General features: G+C 71.1%; 20 protein-coding genes. 2 read left to right on the top strand and 18 right to left on the bottom strand.

Going from position 1 to position 20,203, the window contains the following annotated elements:
* Positions 1–32: 32 nt before the first annotated feature.
* The 15 genes from LNW72_RS31800 to LNW72_RS31730 form a co-directional block, all read right to left on the bottom strand.
* The gene (locus LNW72_RS31800; RefSeq protein WP_250978513.1) at positions 33–281 is read right to left on the bottom strand and encodes a hypothetical protein; all 249 of its coding nucleotides are present in this window, start codon (positions 279–281) and stop codon (positions 33–35) included.
* Complete coding sequence (gene hpnH, locus LNW72_RS31795; RefSeq protein WP_250978512.1) at positions 278–1,303, bottom strand: adenosyl-hopene transferase HpnH; 1,026 nt, start codon at positions 1,301–1,303, stop codon at positions 278–280. The genes LNW72_RS31800 and hpnH overlap by 4 nt, the downstream gene beginning before the upstream one ends.
* A gap of 5 nt (positions 1,304–1,308) precedes the next feature.
* Entirely contained in the window at positions 1,309–1,902 is a 594-nt protein-coding gene (locus LNW72_RS31790; protein ID WP_250978511.1) for a 1-hydroxy-2-methyl-2-butenyl 4-diphosphate reductase, read from the bottom strand.
* A complete protein-coding gene (shc, locus tag LNW72_RS31785; RefSeq protein ID WP_250978510.1) occupies positions 1,899–3,911 on the bottom strand; it encodes a squalene--hopene cyclase in 2,013 nt (670 codons plus the stop codon). Before shc ends, LNW72_RS31790 begins: the two co-directional genes overlap by 4 nt.
* A gap of 97 nt (positions 3,912–4,008) precedes the next feature.
* A complete protein-coding gene (locus LNW72_RS31780) occupies positions 4,009–5,079 on the bottom strand; it encodes a polyprenyl synthetase family protein (RefSeq protein ID WP_138358814.1) in 1,071 nt (356 codons plus the stop codon).
* The gene (hpnE, locus tag LNW72_RS31775) at positions 5,076–6,482 is read right to left on the bottom strand and encodes a hydroxysqualene dehydroxylase HpnE (RefSeq protein WP_250978509.1); all 1,407 of its coding nucleotides are present in this window, start codon (positions 6,480–6,482) and stop codon (positions 5,076–5,078) included. Before hpnE ends, LNW72_RS31780 begins: the two co-directional genes overlap by 4 nt.
* A gap of 91 nt (positions 6,483–6,573) precedes the next feature.
* A complete protein-coding gene (hpnD, locus tag LNW72_RS31770; RefSeq protein ID WP_374117363.1) occupies positions 6,574–7,524 on the bottom strand; it encodes a presqualene diphosphate synthase HpnD in 951 nt (316 codons plus the stop codon).
* Positions 7,521–8,408 (bottom strand): squalene synthase HpnC, encoded by an 888-nt coding sequence (hpnC, locus tag LNW72_RS31765; protein ID WP_250978507.1) that lies wholly within the window; start codon positions 8,406–8,408, stop codon positions 7,521–7,523. Before hpnC ends, hpnD begins: the two co-directional genes overlap by 4 nt.
* Before the next feature lie 410 nt (positions 8,409–8,818).
* Entirely contained in the window at positions 8,819–9,631 is an 813-nt protein-coding gene (locus tag LNW72_RS31760; RefSeq protein ID WP_250978506.1) for an ABC transporter ATP-binding protein, read from the bottom strand.
* A complete protein-coding gene (locus LNW72_RS31755) occupies positions 9,588–10,517 on the bottom strand; it encodes an ABC transporter permease (protein ID WP_250978505.1) in 930 nt (309 codons plus the stop codon). The genes LNW72_RS31760 and LNW72_RS31755 overlap by 44 nt, the downstream gene beginning before the upstream one ends.
* An 81-nt stretch (positions 10,518–10,598) precedes the next feature.
* Positions 10,599–11,492, bottom strand: coding sequence for a glycosyltransferase family 2 protein (locus LNW72_RS31750; RefSeq protein WP_250978504.1), 894 nt, complete (start codon positions 11,490–11,492; stop codon positions 10,599–10,601).
* Positions 11,489–12,268: a CDP-alcohol phosphatidyltransferase family protein gene (locus tag LNW72_RS31745; protein WP_250978503.1), complete on the bottom strand. Its 780-nt coding sequence runs from the start codon at positions 12,266–12,268 to the stop codon at positions 11,489–11,491. The genes LNW72_RS31750 and LNW72_RS31745 overlap by 4 nt, the downstream gene beginning before the upstream one ends.
* On the bottom strand, positions 12,246–13,307 hold the full coding sequence (locus tag LNW72_RS31740) for an iron-containing alcohol dehydrogenase family protein (RefSeq protein WP_250978502.1): 1,062 nt from the start codon (positions 13,305–13,307) through the stop codon (positions 12,246–12,248). Before LNW72_RS31740 ends, LNW72_RS31745 begins: the two co-directional genes overlap by 23 nt.
* A complete protein-coding gene (locus LNW72_RS31735; RefSeq protein WP_138355760.1) occupies positions 13,295–14,044 on the bottom strand; it encodes a sugar phosphate nucleotidyltransferase in 750 nt (249 codons plus the stop codon). The genes LNW72_RS31740 and LNW72_RS31735 overlap by 13 nt, the downstream gene beginning before the upstream one ends.
* A complete protein-coding gene (locus tag LNW72_RS31730) occupies positions 14,041–15,852 on the bottom strand; it encodes a DUF5941 domain-containing protein (protein ID WP_250980398.1) in 1,812 nt (603 codons plus the stop codon). Before LNW72_RS31730 ends, LNW72_RS31735 begins: the two co-directional genes overlap by 4 nt.
* A 466-nt stretch (positions 15,853–16,318) precedes the next feature.
* Here LNW72_RS31730 and idi point away from each other — a divergent pair, with 466 nt between their 5' ends.
* On the top strand, positions 16,319–16,927 hold the full coding sequence (idi, locus tag LNW72_RS31725) for an isopentenyl-diphosphate Delta-isomerase (RefSeq protein ID WP_250978501.1): 609 nt from the start codon (positions 16,319–16,321) through the stop codon (positions 16,925–16,927).
* A gap of 101 nt (positions 16,928–17,028) precedes the next feature.
* Here idi and LNW72_RS31720 read toward each other — a convergent pair whose 3' ends face one another.
* Together LNW72_RS31720 and LNW72_RS31715 are read right to left on the bottom strand one after the other, a co-directional pair.
* Positions 17,029–17,577 carry an ATP-binding protein gene (locus tag LNW72_RS31720; protein WP_374117432.1) on the bottom strand — a complete coding sequence of 183 codons (549 nt, stop codon included), beginning with the start codon at positions 17,575–17,577 and terminating at the stop codon, positions 17,029–17,031.
* Between the two features lie 179 nt (positions 17,578–17,756).
* The gene (locus LNW72_RS31715) at positions 17,757–18,482 is read right to left on the bottom strand and encodes an HdeD family acid-resistance protein (RefSeq protein WP_250978499.1); all 726 of its coding nucleotides are present in this window, start codon (positions 18,480–18,482) and stop codon (positions 17,757–17,759) included.
* Between the two features lie 144 nt (positions 18,483–18,626).
* On the opposite strand from LNW72_RS31715, the gene LNW72_RS31710 reads away from it, so the two are divergent.
* Entirely contained in the window at positions 18,627–19,421 is a 795-nt protein-coding gene (locus LNW72_RS31710; RefSeq protein ID WP_250978498.1) for an enoyl-CoA hydratase/isomerase family protein, read from the top strand.
* A 63-nt stretch (positions 19,422–19,484) separates the two neighbouring features.
* On the opposite strand, the gene LNW72_RS31705 is transcribed toward LNW72_RS31710, so the two are convergent.
* Complete coding sequence (locus tag LNW72_RS31705; RefSeq protein ID WP_250978497.1) at positions 19,485–20,180, bottom strand: pyridoxamine 5'-phosphate oxidase family protein; 696 nt, start codon at positions 20,178–20,180, stop codon at positions 19,485–19,487.
* Positions 20,181–20,203: the final 23 nt, after the last annotated feature.

Genomic DNA, 20,203 nt, shown 5'->3' with positions numbered 1-20,203 from the left:
GACCTCGTTCCCCCCTACCGGGATTGCTGCGGTCAGCCGACAGTGACTTCCGGTACCCCGGAGAACGCGCCGTCGGATTCCATCTGCTCGGCGATCTTCATCGCCGGTTCGACCGGCGTGCCGGCCGCGGCCGCCGCCCTCGCGATCGTCGGGGCGCTGCCACCCAACGCGACCGGCCCGCTCCCGGTGCGCCGCGAGGGGCGGCGCATCGGGAGCGGGCGGGCCGGTACCCCGGGCAGGCCGAGCGCTACCGGCTCGATCCCCGACATCGCGGTCGTCACTTCCCGCGGTTTCCTGCCACCGTCTCGCGGGCGGCACGGAGCGACTCCTTCAGGGAGCCCATCGTCGCGAGTACGGCGGTCGGCTCGTAGCCGCAGTGCGCCATGCAGTTGGAGCAGCGCGGGTCCTTGCCGCGACCGTACTTGTCCCAGTCGGTCTCCTCGACGAGCTCCCGGTACGTCGGCACATACCCGTCACTCATCAGGTAGCAGGGGCGCTGCCAGCCGAAGAGCGAGTAGTTGGGGATGCCCCAGGCGGTGCACGGGAAGTCCACCTTGCCTTCCAGGAAGTCCAGGAAGAGCGGGCTGTGGTTGAGCCGCCACTTCCGGCGGTTGCCGTTCGCGAAGGACTTCTTGAACAGCTCCCTGGTCTGCTCGACGCCGAGGAAGTGCTCCTGGTCGGGTGCCTTCTCGTAGGCGTAGGCGGGCGAGATCATCATCTCGTCGACCTTCAGATCGTCATTGAGGTAGTCGAGGACCTCGATGATGCTCTGCGGGGTGTCGGTGTTGAAGAAGGTCGAGTTGGTGGTGACCCGGAAGCCGCGCTTCTTGGCCTCCTTGATCGCCTCGACCGCTTCCTCGAAGACGCCCTCCTTGGCGACCGACTCGTCGTGCCGCTCCTTCAGCCCGTCGATGTGCACGGTGAAGGCGAAGTACGGGGACGGCGTGAAGTTGTCCATCTTCTTGCGCATCAGCAGCGCGTTGGTGCAGAGGAAGACGTACTTCCGCTTGGCCACCAACTGGCGCACGATCTCGTGGATCTGGGGGTGCATCAGGGGCTCGCCACCGGCGATGGACACCATCGGGGCGCCGGACTCGAGCACCGCGCCGACCGCCTGGGCGACCGGCATGCGCTGCTTGAGGACTCCCGCCGGGTGCTGGATCTTTCCACAGCCCTCGCAGGCCAGGTTGCAGGCGAACAGCGGCTCCAGTTCCACGATCAAGGGGAACTTGTCACGGCGTCGGAGCTTCTGTTCCATGAGGTACGTTCCGACCCGGATGGACTGGCGGAGCGGCATAGCCATCTAGCTCACCTCCAGGAGAGCACAGCGGTAGTACGGTGCCATTCGAAAAAGGCAGGAAGAATAGCCCTTAGCACGCGGAATGCGGTAATTCCGGTGCGCAGCGTGCCGACACGGAGCAATTCATGCTCGGGAGTGTCGACAACAACGCGGACGGCGGCGACAGGCCGCGGTCCGTGCGCCAGGGCGGCATGGAGTATTGCGGTGGATTCCATATCGACCGCGATCGCTCCTGTCGACCGCAGAACGGAGCGTTCCGCGCCCCGTACGACATGGTCGGACCCGGCCAGGCGTCCGGTGTGAACGGTGTGCCCCGCCGCTTCGAGTGCGGCGGCCAGTTGTCCGGCCCCGTGGGTCTCGTCCGAGACCACCAGGTCGCCGGGGCGCATGCCGGGGCTGAGCCCGGCGCAGAATCCGGTGGCGAGCACCGCCGCGTCCCGCAGTTCCGGGGCGCGCAGTGCTTCGGTGACGGCCCGGCCGGCGGCCTGCGGTCCCATGCCGGTGCGCAGCAGGGCGACGGGCCCCGCGGCGCCGGTCCGGTCCCCGCCCCGCAGGGCGAACCGTTCGACGCCGAGGGCGCAGACGACGAGCAGAGCCGTCATCCGGCCGCCTTCCCCTTCGTCACGTTGCCGATGACTCCCAGCGGTTCATCGCGGGCGTAGCGCCCGAGCGCGGTGAGCGGGAAGACCATCCGGTACAGGTGGTAGTTGATCGAGAAGTCCCGGGGGAACCCGGTCCCGGTGAAGTACGGCTCGTCCCAGGAGCCGTCGGCCTTCTGGGTGTCGACGAGCCAGCGCACCCCGCGCTCCACCGCCGCACTGTCGCGCTCGCCCGCCGACAGCAGGGCGAGCAGCGCCCAGGCGGTCTGCGAGGCGGTCGAGACACCGCGGCCGATCCACTCGTGGTCGGAGTAGGAGCGCAGGTCCTCGCCCCAGCCGCCGTCCTGGTTCTGCACGCTCTGCAGCCAGCTGACGGCCCGTCGGACGGCGGGGTGGGTCACCGGGAGGCCGGCGGCCACCAGCGCGGGCACCGCCGAGCCGGTGCCGTAGATGTAGTTGACGCCCCAGCGGCCGAACCAGGCTCCGTTGTCCTCCTGTTCGGCCAGCAGCCAGTCGATGCCGCGCCGGGTGTGGGTGTCGTCCTCCAGGCCGAGCGAGGCGAGCATCTCCACCACGTGCGCGGTGACATCGGCGGACGGCGGGTCGATGACCTCACCGAAGTCGCAGAACGGCAGCCGGTTGGGGAACGCGCTGGTGTTGTCGGCGTCGAAGGCACCCCACGCGCCGTTCTTCGACTGCATGCCGATGTTCCAGCGGACGGCCTTCTCCACGGCGGCGTCGACCCGTCCCGGATCGGGGTGCTGGACCCGCAGCAGGGCCAGCACGACCTCGGCGGTGTCGTCGATGTCCGGGTAGTTGTCGTTGTGGAACTCGAACGCCCACCCGCCCGGCTGCAGCCCCGGCCGCTGGACCGACCAGTCGCCCGGCTTGGTGATCTGCTCGTCGAGCATCCAGTCGACCGCCTTGACCAGCGCCGGGTGGTCGGTCGCCACCCCGGCGTCGGCCAGCGCGATGGTGGCGAGGCAGGTGTCCCAGACCGGGGACTGACAGGCCTCGATCATCCGGGTGTCCTCGTCCGGCCACACGGCGAAACGATCCAGCGAGTCGAGCCCGGCACGCACCACCGGATGGTCGAGTTCATAGCCGAGCAGATGCAGGGCGATGACCGAGTACACGGCGGGCGGCTGGATCCCGCCCCAGCAGCCGTCGTCCTCCTGGCGATCGATGATCCAGCGCGCGCAGGCCTTGAGCGCGGTACGGCGCAGCGGTCGGACGCCGACCCTGCGGTACAGGTGCAGGGCCCGGTCCAGCCGCTGGAAGAGCCCGTCCCAGCTGGCGAGCGGTGCGGGCGGGCGCGGCGGATTGGGCTGCGCCGGGTCCTTGTGCAGTTCGCTGATCCCGAAGTGCGCCGGCCGGACCGGCCGGTGGGCGGCGACGACGGTGAGCGGGACGATGGTCTGCCGGGCCCAGCAGCCGAAGGCGTAGATGTTGAGCGGGAACCACTTGGGGAGGTAGATGATCTCCGGCGGCAGCTCGGGGAGGTCCTCCCACCGCCACCAGCCGAACAGGGCCAGCCAGATCCTGGTGAAGACCCGGGCCCCGACGACACCGCCGGCCTCGCGCACCCACGCCGAGGCGCTCGCCATGTGCGGCGCCTCCGGCGTGTCGCCCGCCAGCCGCAGCGCGACATACGCCTCGATCGTCGCGGACAGGTCCCCCGGCCCGCTGTGGAAGGTGGGCCAGGACCCGTCGTCGCGCTGCAGCGAGCGGATCCAGCGGGCGGCGGCCTGGGTGGTCCGCTCGTCCTGGATGCCGAGGAACTGACGGAGCAGCAGATCCTCGGAGTCCATGGTCACGTTGGTCTCGAGGTCGCCCTTCCACCACCCGTCGGGATGCTGGGCCGCCAGGAGATGGGCGGCGGCGCGTTGCGCGGCACGCTGCGCCGCCGCCTCGGCACCACCGACGTGTACGGGGTGCGGTGCCGAGGTGGTGCTGGCCGAAGGTGCCTGGGGGGCTGGGGCCCCCGGACCGCCGTCGGTCGTCGCTGTCATGGCTTCCCCTTTGCAGTTGAGACTTCTGCGGTGTTGGGGCTGCCGTCGACCGTTACACGTGCTTGGTCGGCGACGTGCTGCGCTCCACGTTAGATCTTTATTTCTCGCGAACCACCACAAAATCCGCCAGGCCTACGAGCTTACGTTGAATTTCGTCCGGCATGTCCATTTTATCCAGCGCGGCGATTGCAGTGGCGTATTGCCGGCGGGCTTCCTGGGACGTCCACTCCCGGCCTCCCGCCTCTTCGATCAACGCCGCCCGCAGGGCGAACTCTTCCTCACTGAACGCACCTGTTTCAGGATTCTTGGCATCTGCCGCCAGCAGTTCCCCGAGTTGTTCCGAAGCGCTGCCGCCGGCCGCCAGCGCGGCGACCACGGGCAGTGACTTCTTGCGCTGCCGCAGATCGCTCCAGGTCTGCTTGCCGGTCGCGGCCGGGTCACCCCAGATGCCGAGCAGATCGTCGATCGCCTGGAAGGCCAGCCCGAGGTGGTAGCCGTACTCCTCCAGCGCGTCGGCGTCGGAGTCCGACGCGCCGCCGAGCACCGCGCCGATGGAGGAGGCGCAGGCCAGCAGGGCACCGGTCTTGTTGCCCTCCATCTCCAGGCACTCCTCGACGGTGACCCGCTCGCGGTGCTCGAAGGAGATGTCCTGGGCCTGGCCGTCGATCAGCTTGCGGGTCGCGACGGTGAGCCGCCGGGTGGCGCGGCCCGCGTCCACGGTGCACTGCTCCAGCAGCACCTCGTTGGCGAGCGCGAACAGTGCGTCACCGACCAGGATCGCCTGGGCGGGACCGTGCACCTTCCATACGGTGTCGCGGTGCCGGCGCTGCTCGTCGCCGTCCATCAGGTCGTCGTGCAGCAGTGAGAAGTTGTGGACCAGCTCGACGGCGACCGCGCCGGGGATGCCGACCTCGGGCGGCACTCCCGCCGCCTCGGCGGACAGCAGGGCCAGCGCGGGGCGCACGGCCTTGCCGCCGTCGCCGTCGGCCGGCCGGCCGGCCGCGTCGATCCACCCGAAGTGGTAGGCGGCGACGGTGTCCATCGGTGGCGCGAGCCGTTCCACGGCCGAGCGGAGCACCGGTGTGGACAGGGTGCGGCCGCGCTCCAGCAGCTCAAGGACGCCGGCAGCGGTCACGTTTACTCCTCTGGTTGCACTGGCTGTGCTCATACGGCCCTCACAACATCGTTCTCGAACGGAAGGCCTAGTGCGGTCAAAGCTTCTCGGGAGGCGTGCAGTCCGCTGCGCACGGCGCTCTCCATGGTCGCGGGCCAGCCGGTGTCGGTCCACGCGCCGGCCAGGTACAGACCGGGGGCGCGGGTGGCCGCTCCCGGCCGCAGCCGGCCGACACCGGGAGCCGGGGCGAAGGTCGCCGTGCGCTCCCGGGTGACGAAGAAGTCCGTCACACCGGCCCCCCTGGCCGCGGGCAGCAGACGTTCCAGCTCCGGCAGATAGCGCTCCCGCAGCTCCGCGACCGGCAGATCGATCTCGTCCTCGACGGCGGACTGCGAGACGGCCAGGTACTGGCCGGGACCGGTCATCCCCGAGCTCCCGGTCCGGTCGAAGACCCACTGGACGGGGCTGCCGAGCGCGGCGAAGAACGGCTGGCGCAGCACCTGGCGGTCGTAGACGACGTGCACGTTCAGGATCGGCGCGGTGCCGATCCCCAGCAGCGCGTCCGGGTCGTCCAGCGCGCCCTCGGGCAGCAGCCCGTGGGTCTCGCGCTGCGGCAGGGCCATGACGACGGTGCCGGCGTCGAGCTGCTCGCCGCGCCCCGGCCCGGTCTCGGCGTCGACCAGCCAGCCGCCCCCGGCGGCCGGCTTGATGCCGGTCACCCGGGACCGCAGCATGATCCGGACGCCCGCCGCGTCCAGGGCCTTGCGGGCCCGGTCGTCGTGCAGCTCGCCGAGCGGCGCGGCGGCCCAGCCGATGTCGGCGGCGCCGGCCTCGGACAGCAGCCCGGTCTTGAAGACCATGGCGGCCAGCCCCAGCGAGGCGTTCGCCGCGGTGGCGTTGAGCGTCGCGACGCCCACCAGGTCCCACAGCGCCTCGATGGTGCGCGGGGACTGGCCCCGGTCCCGCAGCCAGCTCGCGAAGTCGGTGTCGTCCAGTGCCGGGTCCGCCAGGTCCAGGGCGCGCAGCGCCAGCGCGGCGCGGCCGACCGTGGCCCGCTCCCGGAGCGACAGGTGCGGATACGTGGCGAGGCTCGCCGCCAGGTGCAGCGGCACGGGCAGCGCGGCGCGGCGCAGCCGGCCCAGCCGCATGGTCGCCGCGTCCAGGACGGGCACGTCGAGCCGGTCCTGGAGGGTGACCAGGTCACGGGCCGCGATCCGGTCGACGAACCACTGGTAGGCGGTGCAGCAGCGCAGGAAGACATGCTGCCCGTTGTCGACGGTCAGCTCACCGCGCTTGAACGAGAACGCCAGTCCGCCCAGCCGGGGACGTGATTCGATCAGCGTCACCCGGAGCCCGGCGTCGGCCAGCTCCAGCGCCGCCGTGGTGCCGGCCAGCCCGCCGCCCACGACCACCGCGGCCGTCTCCGGAGGACGTCCGTACACCTCGGATCCGCTCATCCGCACTCCCCCCTTTCGCCGGCGCCCGACGCGACACGACGCTCCGTCACCGGCACTGACGCGCTGGGGACCTGACTGGTTGCTAGGAACGTCACCCGCGCCCCCGTGCCGAGCGGCGGGCGTCGAGACCGGCCAGACCGCGTACGGCTACGTACGCCTTCTGGTGACCCGGAAGCGAAACCCGGCCGCGCAGCACCGCCTCGGGATCCGCGGCGATCCGGTCCAGCAGTCTGCGGTAGATACCCGCCATCGCGGCCACACAGGCGCCGCTGCGGCGGTCGAGCATAGGTAGCAATTGGTAGCCGGTCGCGAACAGGGCGCGGGCCCGGCGTACTTCGTACTCGATCAGGCCGGCGAAATCCGAGCCGGGCGGCGGGGTGTCGGTGTGGAACCCCTCCGAGCAGCCGAACTTGGCGAGGTCCTGGGCGGGCAGATAGGTCCGGCCGTTGCCGGCGTCCTCCCGGACGTCCCGCAGGATGTTGGTGAGTTGCAGGGCGAGGCCGAGGGTGTCGGCGTACCCGGCGGCGCGCTCCATGTCGCCGGTGCCCCGTCGGCCGGGACCGACGGTGCCGAAGACGCCCAGCGAGAGCCGTCCGATGGCGCCCGCGACGCAGCGGCAGTACGCCGCCAGGTCGTCCCAGGTCTCGTACGTCTCGCCGTGCACGTCCATCAGGACGCCGTCGATCAGTTCGTCGAGTCCGCCGAGCGGCAGCGGAAAACGGCGTGCCGCGTCGGTGAGCGCCACCGCCACCGGGTCGGTGTCGTCCTCGCGGATCTCACCCGCGCGGATCCGGGCCAGCAGGGCCCGGGTCTCGTCGAGCCGGATCTGCTTGACCGCGGGGTCGAGGTCGCCGTCGCCGATGTCGTCGACGCGGCGGGAGAAGGCATAGAGGGCCGACATGGCCTGCCGCTTGGGGAGGGGCAGCAGGCGGATGCCGTAGGCGAAGTTGCGGGCCTCGTGCCCGGTCACGCTCTCGCAGTAACGGTAGGCGGCGAGAACCGGCCCGGACGTGTGGGCAGAACCGTTCACGGTCCGCCTCACCCCTTTCTTCGCAATGTCGACCCCACTTCGCGCAGCAGGCTTGGTCTGGTGGCTTTCGGCGGTCCCGGGAGCACGTCGTAGCCCGCACTCTCGACCGCCTTCAGCGCGGCACGCCCGCCGCCGACGAAGCCGGCGAGCAGAAGCCTGAGCCTGCCACGGACGCTACCCACCAATGGGGTGCCTTCATTCAGAAGGTCCCGGGCGCGTTCCGCTTCGAATGCCACCAGTGCGCGCACCTGTGCGCCAGCGGTGGGGGCGGCGAGGTCCGCTTCGGTGACTCCGAAGCGTTTCATGTCCTGTGCCGGCAGGTAGATACGGTCGCGGCCGAGGTCCTCGGTCACGTCCTGCAAGTGCTCGACGATCTGCAGCGCGGTGCAGACGGCGTCGGAGAGCCGGTTCCGCTCGGGTGTCGAGGTGCCCGTGATCCCCAGAACGAGCCGGCCCACCGGGTTGGCGGACAGCTCGCAGTAGGCGAGCAGGTCCTCGTACGTGTCGTAGCGCCGGACCCGCTGGTCCTGGCGGTTGGCCTCGATCAGACCCTCGAAGGGGCCGGGGGTCAGCCCGTGCCGGCGGACGGTGGGCTGCAGCGCCAGGAGCAGCGGATGGCGGGGGGTTCCGGCGAAGACCTTCCGCAGATCGTCCTCGAACGCGTCGAGCATGACGATCCGGTCCTCGGCGGCGTCCTGCGGAAGGCCGAGCCGGGCGGCGTCGTCGCGGCCGCCGTTGGCCAGATCGCCGTCGCCGATGTCGTCGACGAGCCGGGCGAAGCCGTAGACGGCCATCAGATCGCCGCGCCACGCCTTCGGCACGAAGAACGGAGCGACCGGGAAGTTCTCGCGGGCGGCCTTGTCGAGGACGGCGCGCGACTGCGCGTCGGCGGTCACCGCGGGCTTCCCGTCCCACGCGCGGCCGGCGCGCTGTGGAGCTGGATGGTCCCGATCTTCATGGCCGCCACACTCCCCGTTCTACACCGCTGGGAAGAATCTTCCCATTTCGGACACGCCGCGCCCACCCCGGAGCACCGCTACAGCTTACGTCGGGCAGGTCACCGGCGTACGCCGGGGGCGCGAGCGACCGGCGGGATTCCGTTCGGATTCCCCCCGTCCGCCGGCAATCGGGCTCCCGGCAGCGCCGGTTGGCGTCCCCGGAGAGGGGCGCACGGGATGTTCCAGGCGGGTGCCCGGGCCCCGGCGGCGGATCACGCGCGAAACGGACGGGCCCCCACCGGTTCTGCCCGGCGGGGGCCCGATCGTCCGTGCGGCGGCGCGGACCGCTGGTCCGGGCCGCCCGCCGGCTACTTGTTGCTGGCCTCTTCGTAAGCCTTCAGCACGTCGTCCGTCGGGCCGTCCATGAGGAGCTCGCCCTTCTCCAGCCACAGCACCCGGTCACAGGTGTCACGGATCGACTTGTTGTTGTGGCTGACCAGGAAGACGGTGCCGGCTTCCTTGCGCAGCTCACGAATGCGTTCCTCCGAGCGGCGCTGGAAGGAGCGGTCGCCGGTGGCCAGCGCCTCGTCGATCATCAGCACGTCGTGGTTCTTGGCCGCCGCGATCGAGAACCGCAGCCGGGCCGCCATGCCCGAGGAATACGTCCGCATCGGCAACGAGATGAAGTCACCCTTCTCGTTGATCCCGGAGAACTCCACGATGCCCTGGTACCGCTCGCGGATCTCCTCCTGCGACATGCCCATCGCCAGGCCGCCGAGTATGACGTTCCGCTCGCCGGTCAGGTCGTTCATCAGCGCCGCGTTGACGCCCAGCAGCGAGGGCTGGCCGTCGGTGTAGACCCGGCCGCTCTCCGGCGGCAGCAGACCCGCGATGGCCCGCAGCATCGTCGACTTGCCCGACCCGTTCGACCCGATCAGGCCGACCGCCTCACCCCGGTACGTAGTGAAACTCACCCCGCGCACGGCATGGACCAGCCGGACGTTGGGCGACGACTTGCGCGAGATTATGCGTCCCAGGGCAGCCGTCGCGCTGCCTTTGCTGTTTCCCGCGCCGTGCACCCGGTAGACGATGTGCACATCGTCCACGATCACGGTGGGGACACGGGTTTCAGTCTGCTCAGCCACGGCCGTACTTCTCCTCAGCCTTCCAGAAATACACATACCCGCCGACGCCCGCGAAGATCGCCCAGCCCACCGCGACCGCCCACACGTGCGGCGGCATCTGCTCGGCCGTCACGCTGTCGATCAACGCGAAGCGCATCAGGTCGATGTAGACGGCCACCGGGTTGATGTCGAGCAGGAGCTTCACGAAGTACGGTGCGTCCTTCGTGAAATTGGCGATGCTGTACATCACGCCGGAGGTGTACATCCACGTCCGCAGGATGAACGGCATCAGCTGCGCCAGGTCCGTCATCTTGCTGCCCAGCCGGGCCACCGCCAGCGCCACACCGGCGTTGAACACCGACTGGATGAACAGCGCCGGAATCGCCAGGAACCACGACCAGGTCGGCACCTCACCGGTCATCAGCACGATCGAGAACAGCACCAGCATCGACATCAGCAACTGCTGCAGCTGCATCAGCGTGAACGCCAGCGGCATCGACGCCCGCGGGAAGTGCAGCGCCCGGATCAGCCCCAGGTTCCCCGCCACCGCCTTCACACCGCTCATGATCGACGACTGGGTGAACGTGAAGATGAAGATGCCGGTCACCAGGAACGCGATGAAGTTGTCCACACCGCGGTCGGTACCCAGCAACAGCCCGAAGATCAGGTAGTACACCGCCGCGTTCAGCAACGGCGTCATCACCTGCCACAGCTGACCCAGCCGGGCATCGGTGTACTGCGCCTGCGTCCGCGCCTTCGCGAACTCGTTGATGAAGTGCCGCCGGCCCCACAACTGCCGGGTGTACTCGGCCAGGCCCGGCCGGGCACCACTGACCGACAGCCCGTACTTCGCCGCCAGCTCGGAAGCCGACAGCCCGCCGTCGGCCGGGGAGTCCGATGGGACACTCACGGCGACGGCGCCGTCGTGCGCTGTTCCGCTCACAGTAGACACTTTCGTCCTCAAGGTGCGCGTCCGGGGTAGGGGGGTCCCGGACTGCGACCGATGCTCTCAGGTTCGAGCTTGTCAGATGATCGGGGGTCGGCCCAGTCGGGTCAGCCGCCATACCGTGCGCCACTTCATGGGGCGCCGGGGGCCGCACGGTGTCGACCAGCCTTCCCGGAATCCACCGATCCAGGCCCGCAGGGCGGGACCGGAGGGGCGTCTGGCCAGGGTCAGCAGGATCCAGGTGCCGAGGTAGGCGGGCACCAGGGGCCAGGGCAGGTTCCGGCGCGCCAGCCACACCCGGTTGCGGGCCACCATCCGGTGGTAGACCGCGTGCCGGCTGGGCTCGGTGAGCGGGTGGTGCAGGACCATGTCCGACCGGTAGTCGATCATCCAGCCGGCGTCCAGCGCCCGCCAGGCCAGGTCCGTCTCCTCGTGCGCGTAGAAGAACTCGTCCGGCAGCCCGCCGACCTGCGCCAGCACCTTCGTACGGACCGCGCTGGCGCCGCCCAGGAAGGTGGTCACCCGCGAGGAGTGCATGGGGTCGGACGCCCGCAGCCGCGGCACGTGGCGGCGCTGGGTGGTGCCGGTCTCCGGGTCCGCGATCCGGAAGCTGACGATGCCCAGCTCCGGGTCGGCCGCGAAGGCCTGGCGGAGCAGCTCCCCGGTGTCGGTGCCGGGCAGCAGCCCGTCGTCGTCGAGGAACAGCACCACGTCGACGTCGGAGCCGTTCGGGCCGAAGAGCTCGACGCCGACGTTGCGGCCGCCGGGAATGCCCAGGTTCTCGGGCAGCTCGACGGTGCGCAGCCGCGGCGCGGACCCTGCCAGCTCGGGCAGCGGGGACCCGTTGCCGACCAGCGCGACCTCGATCGGCGGGCCGTCCTGCTTGGCGACGGAGTCCAGCAGGTCGCGCAGCTCCACGGGACGGTTGCCCATGGTGATGATCACCGCGCCGAGCTTCAGCGGCGTACTCACTTCAGCCTGCTCGACGCGAGGATGCTGACCAGGTGCAGGAGCGACTGCAGCAGCGCGATGCCGGCCAGCACGGCGATGCCGAGGCGCGAGAAGAACAGATCGCCCCTGACCTGGTCCAGGATCGCCAGGACCAGGATCAGCAGGGATGCCTCGATGCCGAGGACGAGCCGGTGGAACTTCAGCGCCGCGGCGGCCTTGCGGGCCAGCGCCATACCGGACGAACGCGGCTCGGACGCCGCCTCCTTGACCGGCGGCAGCCCGTGCTGGTGACGGGCGACGCCGACGAGATCGGTCTCCGCCTTGATCAGCACGGCGCCGAGGGCGGCCAGCGTGCCGAGGAAGGCCCACAGCCAGTCGATCCGCCCGGAGCCCCACAGGTCGGCGCCGCGCAGACCGAAACCGACCAGCACCGCGGCGTCGCACAGATAGGCGGCGACGCGGTCCAGGTACACCCCGCCCAGGGAGTACTGCTTCTTCCAGCGGGCGAGCTCGCCGTCGACACAGTCGAACAGCAGATACAGCTGGACCATCACCACGCCGAGCACGGCACCGGCGATCCCCGGCACCAGCAGAGCCGGGGCGGCGAGGACGGCGGCGACGGTCATCACGTACGTCACCTGGTTGGGCGTGACCCGCGTGTTCACCAGGTGCCGGTCGATGTGCAGCGAGAGCTCGCGCATGTAGAGCCGGCCGGCCCAGTGCTCGCCGCTCCGCCGGTCCTTCACCCCTGGGGGATGAACGACCGGGCGGAGTTCAGCTACTGATGGTTTTGGCATAGTCGGCGTATGCGTCCTTGATCTGGTCTGCGGACAGGTCGAGGTGTTCCAGGATCGTGTAGCGCCCGGGGCGGGTCTGCGGTGCGTACTCGACCGCCTTGACGAACTCCTCGTCGGAGAAGCCGATCTCGCCGGGTGTGACCGGCAGGCCGTGGCGTCGCAGCACCTCGGCGATCAGGCCGGACTCCTCGTGTGCCCCGCGCAGGTACATGGCGAAGGCGGCGCCCAGGCCGACCTGCTCGCCGTGCGCGGCGGCGCGCTTGGGGTACAGCAGGTCGAAGGCGTGGCTGATCTCGTGGCAGGCGCCGGACGACGGGCGGGTGTCCCCGCTGATCGACATGGCGATGCCGGAGAGCACCAGGCCCTCGGCGAGCGTGGTGAGGAACGCGTCGTCGCCCACCCCGCCCGGGTGCCGCAGTACGGACTCGCCGGCGGAGCGGGCCATGGCGGCGGCGAGACCGTCTATCGGCTCACCGGTCTCACGGTGCGACAGTTCCCAGTCCGCGATGGCGGAGAGGTTGGAGATCGCGTCGCCGATCCCGGAGCGCACGTAGCGCACCGGGGCCTCGCGGATCACGTCCAGGTCGATCACCAGCGCTATCGGGGTGGGCACCCCGTAGGAGCCGCGCCCGTTGTCGTTGTCCAGCGTGGAGACCGGCGAGCAGATGCCGTCGTGCGAGAGGTTGGTCGCGACGGCGACCATCGGCAGCCCGACCCGGGCGGCCGCGTACTTCGCGACGTCGATGATCTTGCCGCCGCCGAGGCCGACGACCGCGTCGTACCGCTTGCCGCGCATGGCGTCGGCGAGCTTGACGGCGGCGTCGATGGTGCCGCCGTCGACCGGGTACCAGTCGGCGCCGGGCAGCTCGGGAGCCAGCCGGTCGCGCAGCTTGAGGCCGGAGCCGCCGCTGACCGCGATGGCGAGCTTGCCCGAGCTGGAGATCCGCTGGTCGGCCAGGAGGCCGGCCAGATCGGCGAGAGCCCCGCCGTTGATGTCGACGACGACCGGCGAGGGGATCAGCCGAGTCAGTACTGGCACGCGATCCCCCGTGCCTTCTTCAGGTCGTCGTGGTTGTCGATCTCGACCCAGGCCACGTCGCCGATCGGCGCGGTGTCGATGGTGAAGCCGCGGTTCACGAGCTCCTGGTAGCCGTCCTCGTAGTAGAGGTCGGGGTCCTTCTCGAAGGTCGTCTTCAGCGCGTCGGCGAGGTCGGCGGCGGCCGACGACTCGATCAGCGTCACGCCGATGTACTCGCCGGTCGCGGTGGCCGGGTCCATCAGCTTGGTGATGCGCTGAACCCCCTTCGCCGGGTCGGTGATGACCTTCATCTCCTCGTCGGCGAGCTTCTTCACCGTGTCGAGGGCGAGGATGATCCGCCGGTCCTGGCCGCGGGCGGCCAGCAGGGTCTTCTCGACGGAGACCGGGTGCACGGTGTCGCCGTTGGCGAGGATCACACCCTCCGTGAGGATGTCCCGGGCGCACCACAGCGAGTAGGCGTTGTTCCAGGTCTCCGCCTTGTCGTTGTCGACGAGGTGCAGCTTGACGCCGTACTTCTTCTCCAGGGCGGCCTTGCGCTCGACGACGGCTTCGCCGCGGTAGCCGATCACGATCGCCGCGTCGGTGAGGCCGACCTCGGCGAAGTTGCCCAGGGTCAGGTCCAGGACGGTGGTGGTGCCCGCCCCCTCGGGATCCACCGGCACCAGAGCCTTGGGCAGGGTGTCGGTGTAGGGACGCAGACGCCGTCCGGCGCCGGCTGCCAGCACGAGGCCGATCATGCGGGTTCTCCTGATTCGTCGTGTACAGCGGGTGCGGCTGACGACACCCAGAAACGGATGCTCTCGGTGAGCACCACGAGTGTCAGCGCCCCGGCGATGACCGTCAGCGTGACGGTAAAACCTGTGTGGTGCGCGAGGGCGGCCGCCGCGGTGACCGCCAGCGCCCTGCCCTCGTGTCCGCCGATCGCGCGTACCAGGGCCCTCGGTGGCGCCCCGGTGCCGCCGCGGATGCGGTACACCGTGTCGTAGTGATGGTAGGCGACGGCGGCCACCAGGCCGAAAGCGGCGGGCAATGCGCCGTTCACGTCCGAGACGGCCGCCAGCGCGAGGATCGTGGTGTATTCGCCCGCCCGGAAGAACGGCGGGACCAGCCAGTCGAGCGCGCCCTTCAGCGGCCGGGCGACGGCCAGACCCGAGGTCAGGACGTATACGCCGGCGGCCAGCACCGGCCACCAGCTGCCCCACGGGGCCAGTGCCGCGGTGGCCACCAGTGCGGCGGAGCCGAGCAGGGCGACAGCGGGGGCGGTGAAGGACGGCAGCCTGCGGGCGAGCGGCCCGGTGGCGCGGGCGACGGCTTCGGCCAGCGGACCGCTGTCGGCCAGCTCGGCGAGCGCCTGGGCGGCCCGGTCGGTGCGGTTCGCCTTCCGGGTCAGCGAGCGCAGCACCCGGCCGGCGGTGGTGTAGCAGGCGGCGAGCGCGCAGCCGATGATCAGCACGGTCAGGGTGGTGCGCGGCGTGGTGACGGCGGTGAGGACCGCGATCATCGCCCAGCGCTCACCGATCGGCAGCACGATCATCCGGCGCACCCAGACCGTCCAGCCGACGCTGTCGAGCTTGTCGGACAGCGCGGCGGTCGGGCTCGTGTTGGCCGTCGCGTCGTGGTTGGCCTCGGTGAACGAGAAGTCGACGACGTGCCGGCAGGTCTGCAGCACCATCGCGCCGAGCGCCAGCGCCCACACGTCGTCACCGCCGCGGGCCGCGCCCAGCGCGAGGCCGGCGTAGTACGCGTATTCCTTGGCCCGGTCGAAGGTGGCGTCCAGCCAGGCGCCGAGCGTCGAGTACTGCAGCGAGTAGCGGGCCAGCTGCCCGTCGGTGCAGTCCAGGACGAACGAGGCGATCAGCAGGACACCGGCGGCGACGAAGCCGGGCCGGGTGCCGGTGGCCGCGCAGCCGGCCGCGATCAGCGCGACGAGCAGGGACGCGGTGGTGACCTGGTTCGGGGTCAGCCCGCGGCGGGCGCACCAGCGCGCGAGGTACCGGGAGTACGGGCTGATGCAGTAAGTGGTGAAGAAGCCGTCGCGCGCCTTGACGGCGTTGCGCAGCCGGACCTGCTCCCCGTCGACCGCGGCCACGGCCGCGGCGGCTTCGGCACGGTCGGCGTCCGAGGCGGGTACGGCGGCGACCAGGACACCGAGCTCAGGACGGTGCGGAGGCACGCCCTCGGCCTCGAGGGCGGTGGCGAGGGCGTCCGGCACCCGGCCGCCGGCCGGCCCGGCGGCGAGCGCCCTGACCAGCGCGGGACGCGCCGCGGCCTGTACGGCCAGCGCGCCGGGAACGGCGGAGGCGTCGAAGCGGGGGTCCGTGAGCGCCAGTCGCAGTGCGTGCGTGTGGCCGACGAAGCGCCGGTCGACGACGGCCACCCGGTCGGTGGCGGGCACCGCGGCGATACGTGCCGCGAGACCGCCGGCCGCCGCTTCGGATCCGCTTCCGGACTCCGGCGCTTCGATCACGTCGAATCCGAGCGACCTCAGGTCGCCCTCGAGCGGCGACGCCGGAGCCGGCGGGCCGGTGAGGATGGCGATCGGCAGAGGAACTCACTCCCTGGACATGTGGGGGTGCCGGCGAGGATGGCGGTCGGCGGGCCGGTGTGGACGGCGGTCGGCAGAGGCTATCGGATCCGCGGAAGCGGCCGTTCACCACCCGTTTGCTTGCCCGTGCGCTTGCCGGAGCCCTCCCCGCCATGCGAACCACGTGATCATCATGGTCGATCCGGGCCCCAGCAACAAACAGCGGCCGTGCGGTGGCCGCACTCGGCCGTCCGGGTGACGCCGCAGCGGCTCCCGGACGCTTCATCGCCGCAGCTCATCGCGGACGGCGGAGGTCACCGGTAGCGGCCGGCGCACTGTGCGTCACGCCGTCGCACCGGCAGCCGGCACACCGGGAACGCGCGTTCCACCGACCCCGTCCGGGTGACATGGAGCAGGCGGTGCAACCACTTCGGTGAGCGGCGCGTGAGGCAGACTGAGGACTTGTCGTCGAATGCGAAGGATGGACATGCCAACCAGTCCCGCCACCGGCCGGCCCGGCACCCCCGCGACGGATCCCTCCAGCAACGGGGTCGCGGAACCGATCATGCTGGAGCTGGTCGACGAGGCCGGTGTGACGATCGGCACCGCCGAGAAGCTGTCCGCGCACCTGGCCCCCGGCCGGCTGCACCGGGCCTTCTCCGTCTTCCTCTTCGACGACGAGGGCCGGCTGCTGCTCCAGCGCCGGGCGATGGGCAAGTACCACTCCCCCGGCGTCTGGTCGAACACCTGCTGCGGGCACCCGTACCCGGCGGAGCCGCCGTTCGTGGCCGCCGCCCGCCGCACCGCGGAGGAGCTGGGAACGGCTCCCGCGCTGCTGCGTGAGGCCGGCACCGTCCGCTACAACCACCCGGACCCGGAGTCCGGGCTGGTCGAGCAGGAGTTCAACCACTTGTTCGTCGGCCTCGTGCGGGCGCAGCTGCGGCCCGACCCCGAGGAGATCGGCGAGACCGCGTTCGTGACGCCGCCGGAGCTGGAGGAGATCCGCGAGCGCGGCCCGTTCTCCGCCTGGTTCGGAACGGTGTGGGACGCGTCGCTGCCCGCGATCCGCGAGCTGACCGGCGACGCCGGCTGGTAGGAACGTGCTGATCCGCCGGGGCGGCTCCACGGAGCGGCCCCGGCGGGCCGGCTCCACAGCGGTGAAGGTTCGTGATCGTCAGCGCTGGAGGGTCGTGACCGTCAGCGTTGAAGGTTCGTGATCGGCAGTGGCAGCAGCGCCCAGATCACCTTGCCGCCGGAGTCGGTGTGCGTCACGTCGCACATCCCGCCGGCTTCCGCCGTGATGGCCTTGACCAGCAGCAGGCCACGGCCGCCGGTGTCGCCGTACTCCGCTTCCAGCGCCTTGGGGCGGTACGGGTGGTTGTCCTCGACGCCGACCCGGATCCAGTCGGGGCCCACCGCGATCTCGATGGTGATCTGCGGTGACAGCAGCGCCGCGTGCCGGACCGCGTTGGTCACCAGCTCCGACACGATCAGCAGGATGCCGGCCATCAGATCGTCGCCGACGGGCACCCTCCGGTCGGTGATGAGATCCCGGACACCGTGCCGGACCTGGGGTACCGAGGAGTCCACCGCCGGTGCGGTGAAGCGCCACGCCCCGGCGTACGGCGGTGGCGCCGCGAACGGAGCGCCCGGCCCGCCCGAAGCGCCAGGACCACCCGGATCATCCGGATCGACCGGCACCTCGGCCGTCGCCGGATCGGGCGGGACGCTCCCGCGGACCTCCATGACGGCATCCACCATCGCCTTCGTGTGACGTGTCCCCGCAGTTCCCGCCACTGCCCGCTGTCGGGCCGACGACGAGATCCGCCTCACGGATCGAGTCTCCGGAGTGGGGGCAGTTCACCGGGCGGGTGCCCGTAAGTCCGCACTTTTCGGCGCTTCATGTCCATCGGCGAAAGACTTTGTCACTCGGGCGATTGATTCCGATCGCCTTGTTCCTGCTTCGTGGAATGTTCCACCATCGGGTCATTCGGCGGTCCCGCCGGCGCCGCGGCTTCCGGGCCCGGCCCCGCCACGCCCTCCCCCCGCGCTTCCCCCTGGGCCGCCGCCTCGGCGCGGGCGTCCGTGACCATGCCGACGACGCGCCGGCCGCCGATACCGCCGGCCATCAGCCCCAGGCCGTCGAAGAGCAGCATGAGGGAGAAGAAGAAGCCGAGGACGTACCGGCTGCTCTCCGGCCAGTTGGCCAGCACCAGGACGCCCAGCAGGATGCCGACCGCGCCCTGCAGCACGGTCGAGACCGTCTGCGGGCCGCGCACCACCAGTCCGCCGAACAGCCGGAACACCCCACCGGCCAGGAAGAGCAGGGCGGCGAACATCGTCAGTGCCGCGGCGGTGCCGTCCGGCCTGCGGATGACGACGACGCCGGCCGCCAGGTTCAGCGCGGCGACGACCAGCGCGAGCCAGAAGAAGTTCGTGTCGCGCGACTGGACGGCGTGCAGCAGGCCGACGAAGCCCCCGATCAGCAGCAGCCAGCCGAAGAGCAGCACCGAGGTGAGGGTGGCGAAGGCCGTGTAGGCGAGACCGAACAGCCCGCACAGCACCAGTACGGCGCCGAGTGCGGTGAGCCATCCGAAACTGCGGCTGATCCGGGCCTCCGGTCGCGGGTCCCGCTTCCTGAGTGCGGCCACGGCTGCCTCCTCGCCTCGATCGAATGGATGTGCCCTATGGCCTTTTTACCCCTATTCGGTCGCGGATAGGATCCGATGATCGGCCACCTGCGCACAGCACGCGCGCCGCGCGGGACATGCGGAACATACGGAAGGGGAGCCCGGATGCCCGAGCCCGGCCCGAAGCCCGGCCCACAGCCCGGACTGCTGCTGGACATCGCGGACGGCACCGCCACGGTGACGATCAGCAATCCGGCGAAGCGGAACGCCATGACCACGCAGATGTGGGAGGCGCTCCCCGGCCTGCTGGACGGGCTCGCCTCCGATCCGGCCGTCCGGGTCCTGGTGCTCACCGGGGCGGACGGCACCTTCTGCGCGGGCGCGGACATCTCGGGGCTGCGGGAGGCCGGCAGCGGCTCCGCCCGGACGCAGGACGCGGCGGTCCGGGCCGAGGAGGCCCTGGCCGCCTTCCCGAAGCCGACGATCGCGGCCGTGCGCGGCTTCTGTGTGGGCGGCGGCTGCCAGCTCGCCGCCGCCTGCGATCTGCGGTTCGCGGCCGAGGGGGCGCGCTTCGGCGTCACCCCGGCCCGGCTCGGCATCGTCTACGCCGCCTCGTCCACCCGGCGGCTGGTCGGCCTGGTCGGGCCCGCGACCGCCAAGTACCTGCTGTTCTCGGCCGAGTTGATCGACCATGAGCGGGCACTGCGGACCGGGCTCGTCGACGAGGTGCTCCCGGACGGGCAACTCGACAAGCGGGTCGCGGAGTTCACCGCCGTCCTGGCCTCGCGCTCGCAGCTCACCCAGGCCGCGGCGAAGGAGTTCGCGGCGCCCGGCCTGGACCCGTCGCGGATCGAGCACTGGGAGCGGCAGGCGCGCGCGAGCGAGGACACGGCCGAGGGCGTCGCCGCCTTCCTGGAGGGCCGGCCGGCCCGGTTCGCCTGGTCGCCGACGGCCGGCTGACCCGGCCCGGAGGGCCGGTCCTGAAGGCCGGCCCCGGGAGGCCTTCAGGACCGGCCCCGGAGATCAGCCCGGCAGATCAGCCGGCGTGCCCGCCCGCTCCGCGACGTGCGGCGGGAGCGGGATGCCGGCTCGCAGGGCCGGGTCAGGCTCGGGCTCGCCCCAGGTGTGGAGCAGCGGCAGCACCCCGGCCCATACCGGCAGTTCGCCGTCGGGGCCGTCGGCGTCGTCGGTGTGGCCGGTGCTGGTCTTCACCGAGGCCTCGTCGATCCCGAGCGCGAGCAGCGTGGTGGCGGCGAGCTCCTTGCGGGACGGGCCGCGCGCGTAGTCCCACCGGCCGGGCGCGGACTGCTCGGCCAGGACGCGCAGCCCGTGCAGCTTCTCGTCGGGATCGGTGACGGCGCGCGGCACCCCGAGCACCATCGCGCTGCGGTAGTTGACGCTGTGCTCGAAGACGGACCGGGCCAGCACCAGTCCGTCGATGTGGGTGACGGTGACGCAGACGGACGCCCCGGGCGACTGCACCAGGCTGCGGCTGGCGGCCGAGCCGTGCAGATAGAGCGTGTCGGCGGCGGCGTCGAATCCGTAGACGGTGGGGACCGCCAGCGGCGAGCCGTCCACCACCACGGCGAGGTGGCAGACGAAGCCGGCGCCCAGCACCGCGTCCAGGTCGTCGCGGGACACACTGCCCTGCTCCCGCAGCCGCCGATGACGGGTCCGATCCGTGACCGGGAGCATGCGCGCGGGTATGTCGGTGGACATCAGGGCCTCCGTAGGACGTACAG

The organism is Streptomyces sp. RKAG293 (assembly GCF_023701745.1).
GTDB lineage: Bacteria > Actinomycetota > Actinomycetes > Streptomycetales > Streptomycetaceae > Actinacidiphila.
This window is presented reverse-complemented; position numbering and strand designations above follow the sequence as displayed.

Coding starts and splice junctions, on each gene's coding strand:
- hpnH (WP_250978512.1), bottom strand. CDS start 1,303: ATGGCTATGCCGCTCCGCCAGTCCATCCGGGTCGGAACGTACCTCATG.
- LNW72_RS31790 (WP_250978511.1), bottom strand. CDS start 1,902: ATGACGGCTCTGCTCGTCGTCTGCGCCCTCGGCGTCGAACGGTTCGCC.
- shc (WP_250978510.1), bottom strand. CDS start 3,911: ATGACAGCGACGACCGACGGCGGTCCGGGGGCCCCAGCCCCCCAGGCA.
- LNW72_RS31780 (WP_138358814.1), bottom strand. CDS start 5,079: ATGAGCACAGCCAGTGCAACCAGAGGAGTAAACGTGACCGCTGCCGGC.
- hpnE (WP_250978509.1), bottom strand. CDS start 6,482: ATGAGCGGATCCGAGGTGTACGGACGTCCTCCGGAGACGGCCGCGGTG.
- LNW72_RS31760 (WP_250978506.1), bottom strand. CDS start 9,631: ATGTGTATTTCTGGAAGGCTGAGGAGAAGTACGGCCGTGGCTGAGCAG.
- LNW72_RS31745 (WP_250978503.1), bottom strand. CDS start 12,268: ATGCCAAAACCATCAGTAGCTGAACTCCGCCCGGTCGTTCATCCCCCA.
- LNW72_RS31735 (WP_138355760.1), bottom strand. CDS start 14,044: ATGATCGGCCTCGTGCTGGCAGCCGGCGCCGGACGGCGTCTGCGTCCC.
- idi (WP_250978501.1), top strand. CDS start 16,319: ATGCCAACCAGTCCCGCCACCGGCCGGCCCGGCACCCCCGCGACGGAT.
- LNW72_RS31720 (WP_374117432.1), bottom strand. CDS start 17,577: ATGGAGGTCCGCGGGAGCGTCCCGCCCGATCCGGCGACGGCCGAGGTG.
- LNW72_RS31710 (WP_250978498.1), top strand. CDS start 18,627: ATGCCCGAGCCCGGCCCGAAGCCCGGCCCACAGCCCGGACTGCTGCTG.
- LNW72_RS31705 (WP_250978497.1), bottom strand. CDS start 20,180: ATGTCCACCGACATACCCGCGCGCATGCTCCCGGTCACGGATCGGACC.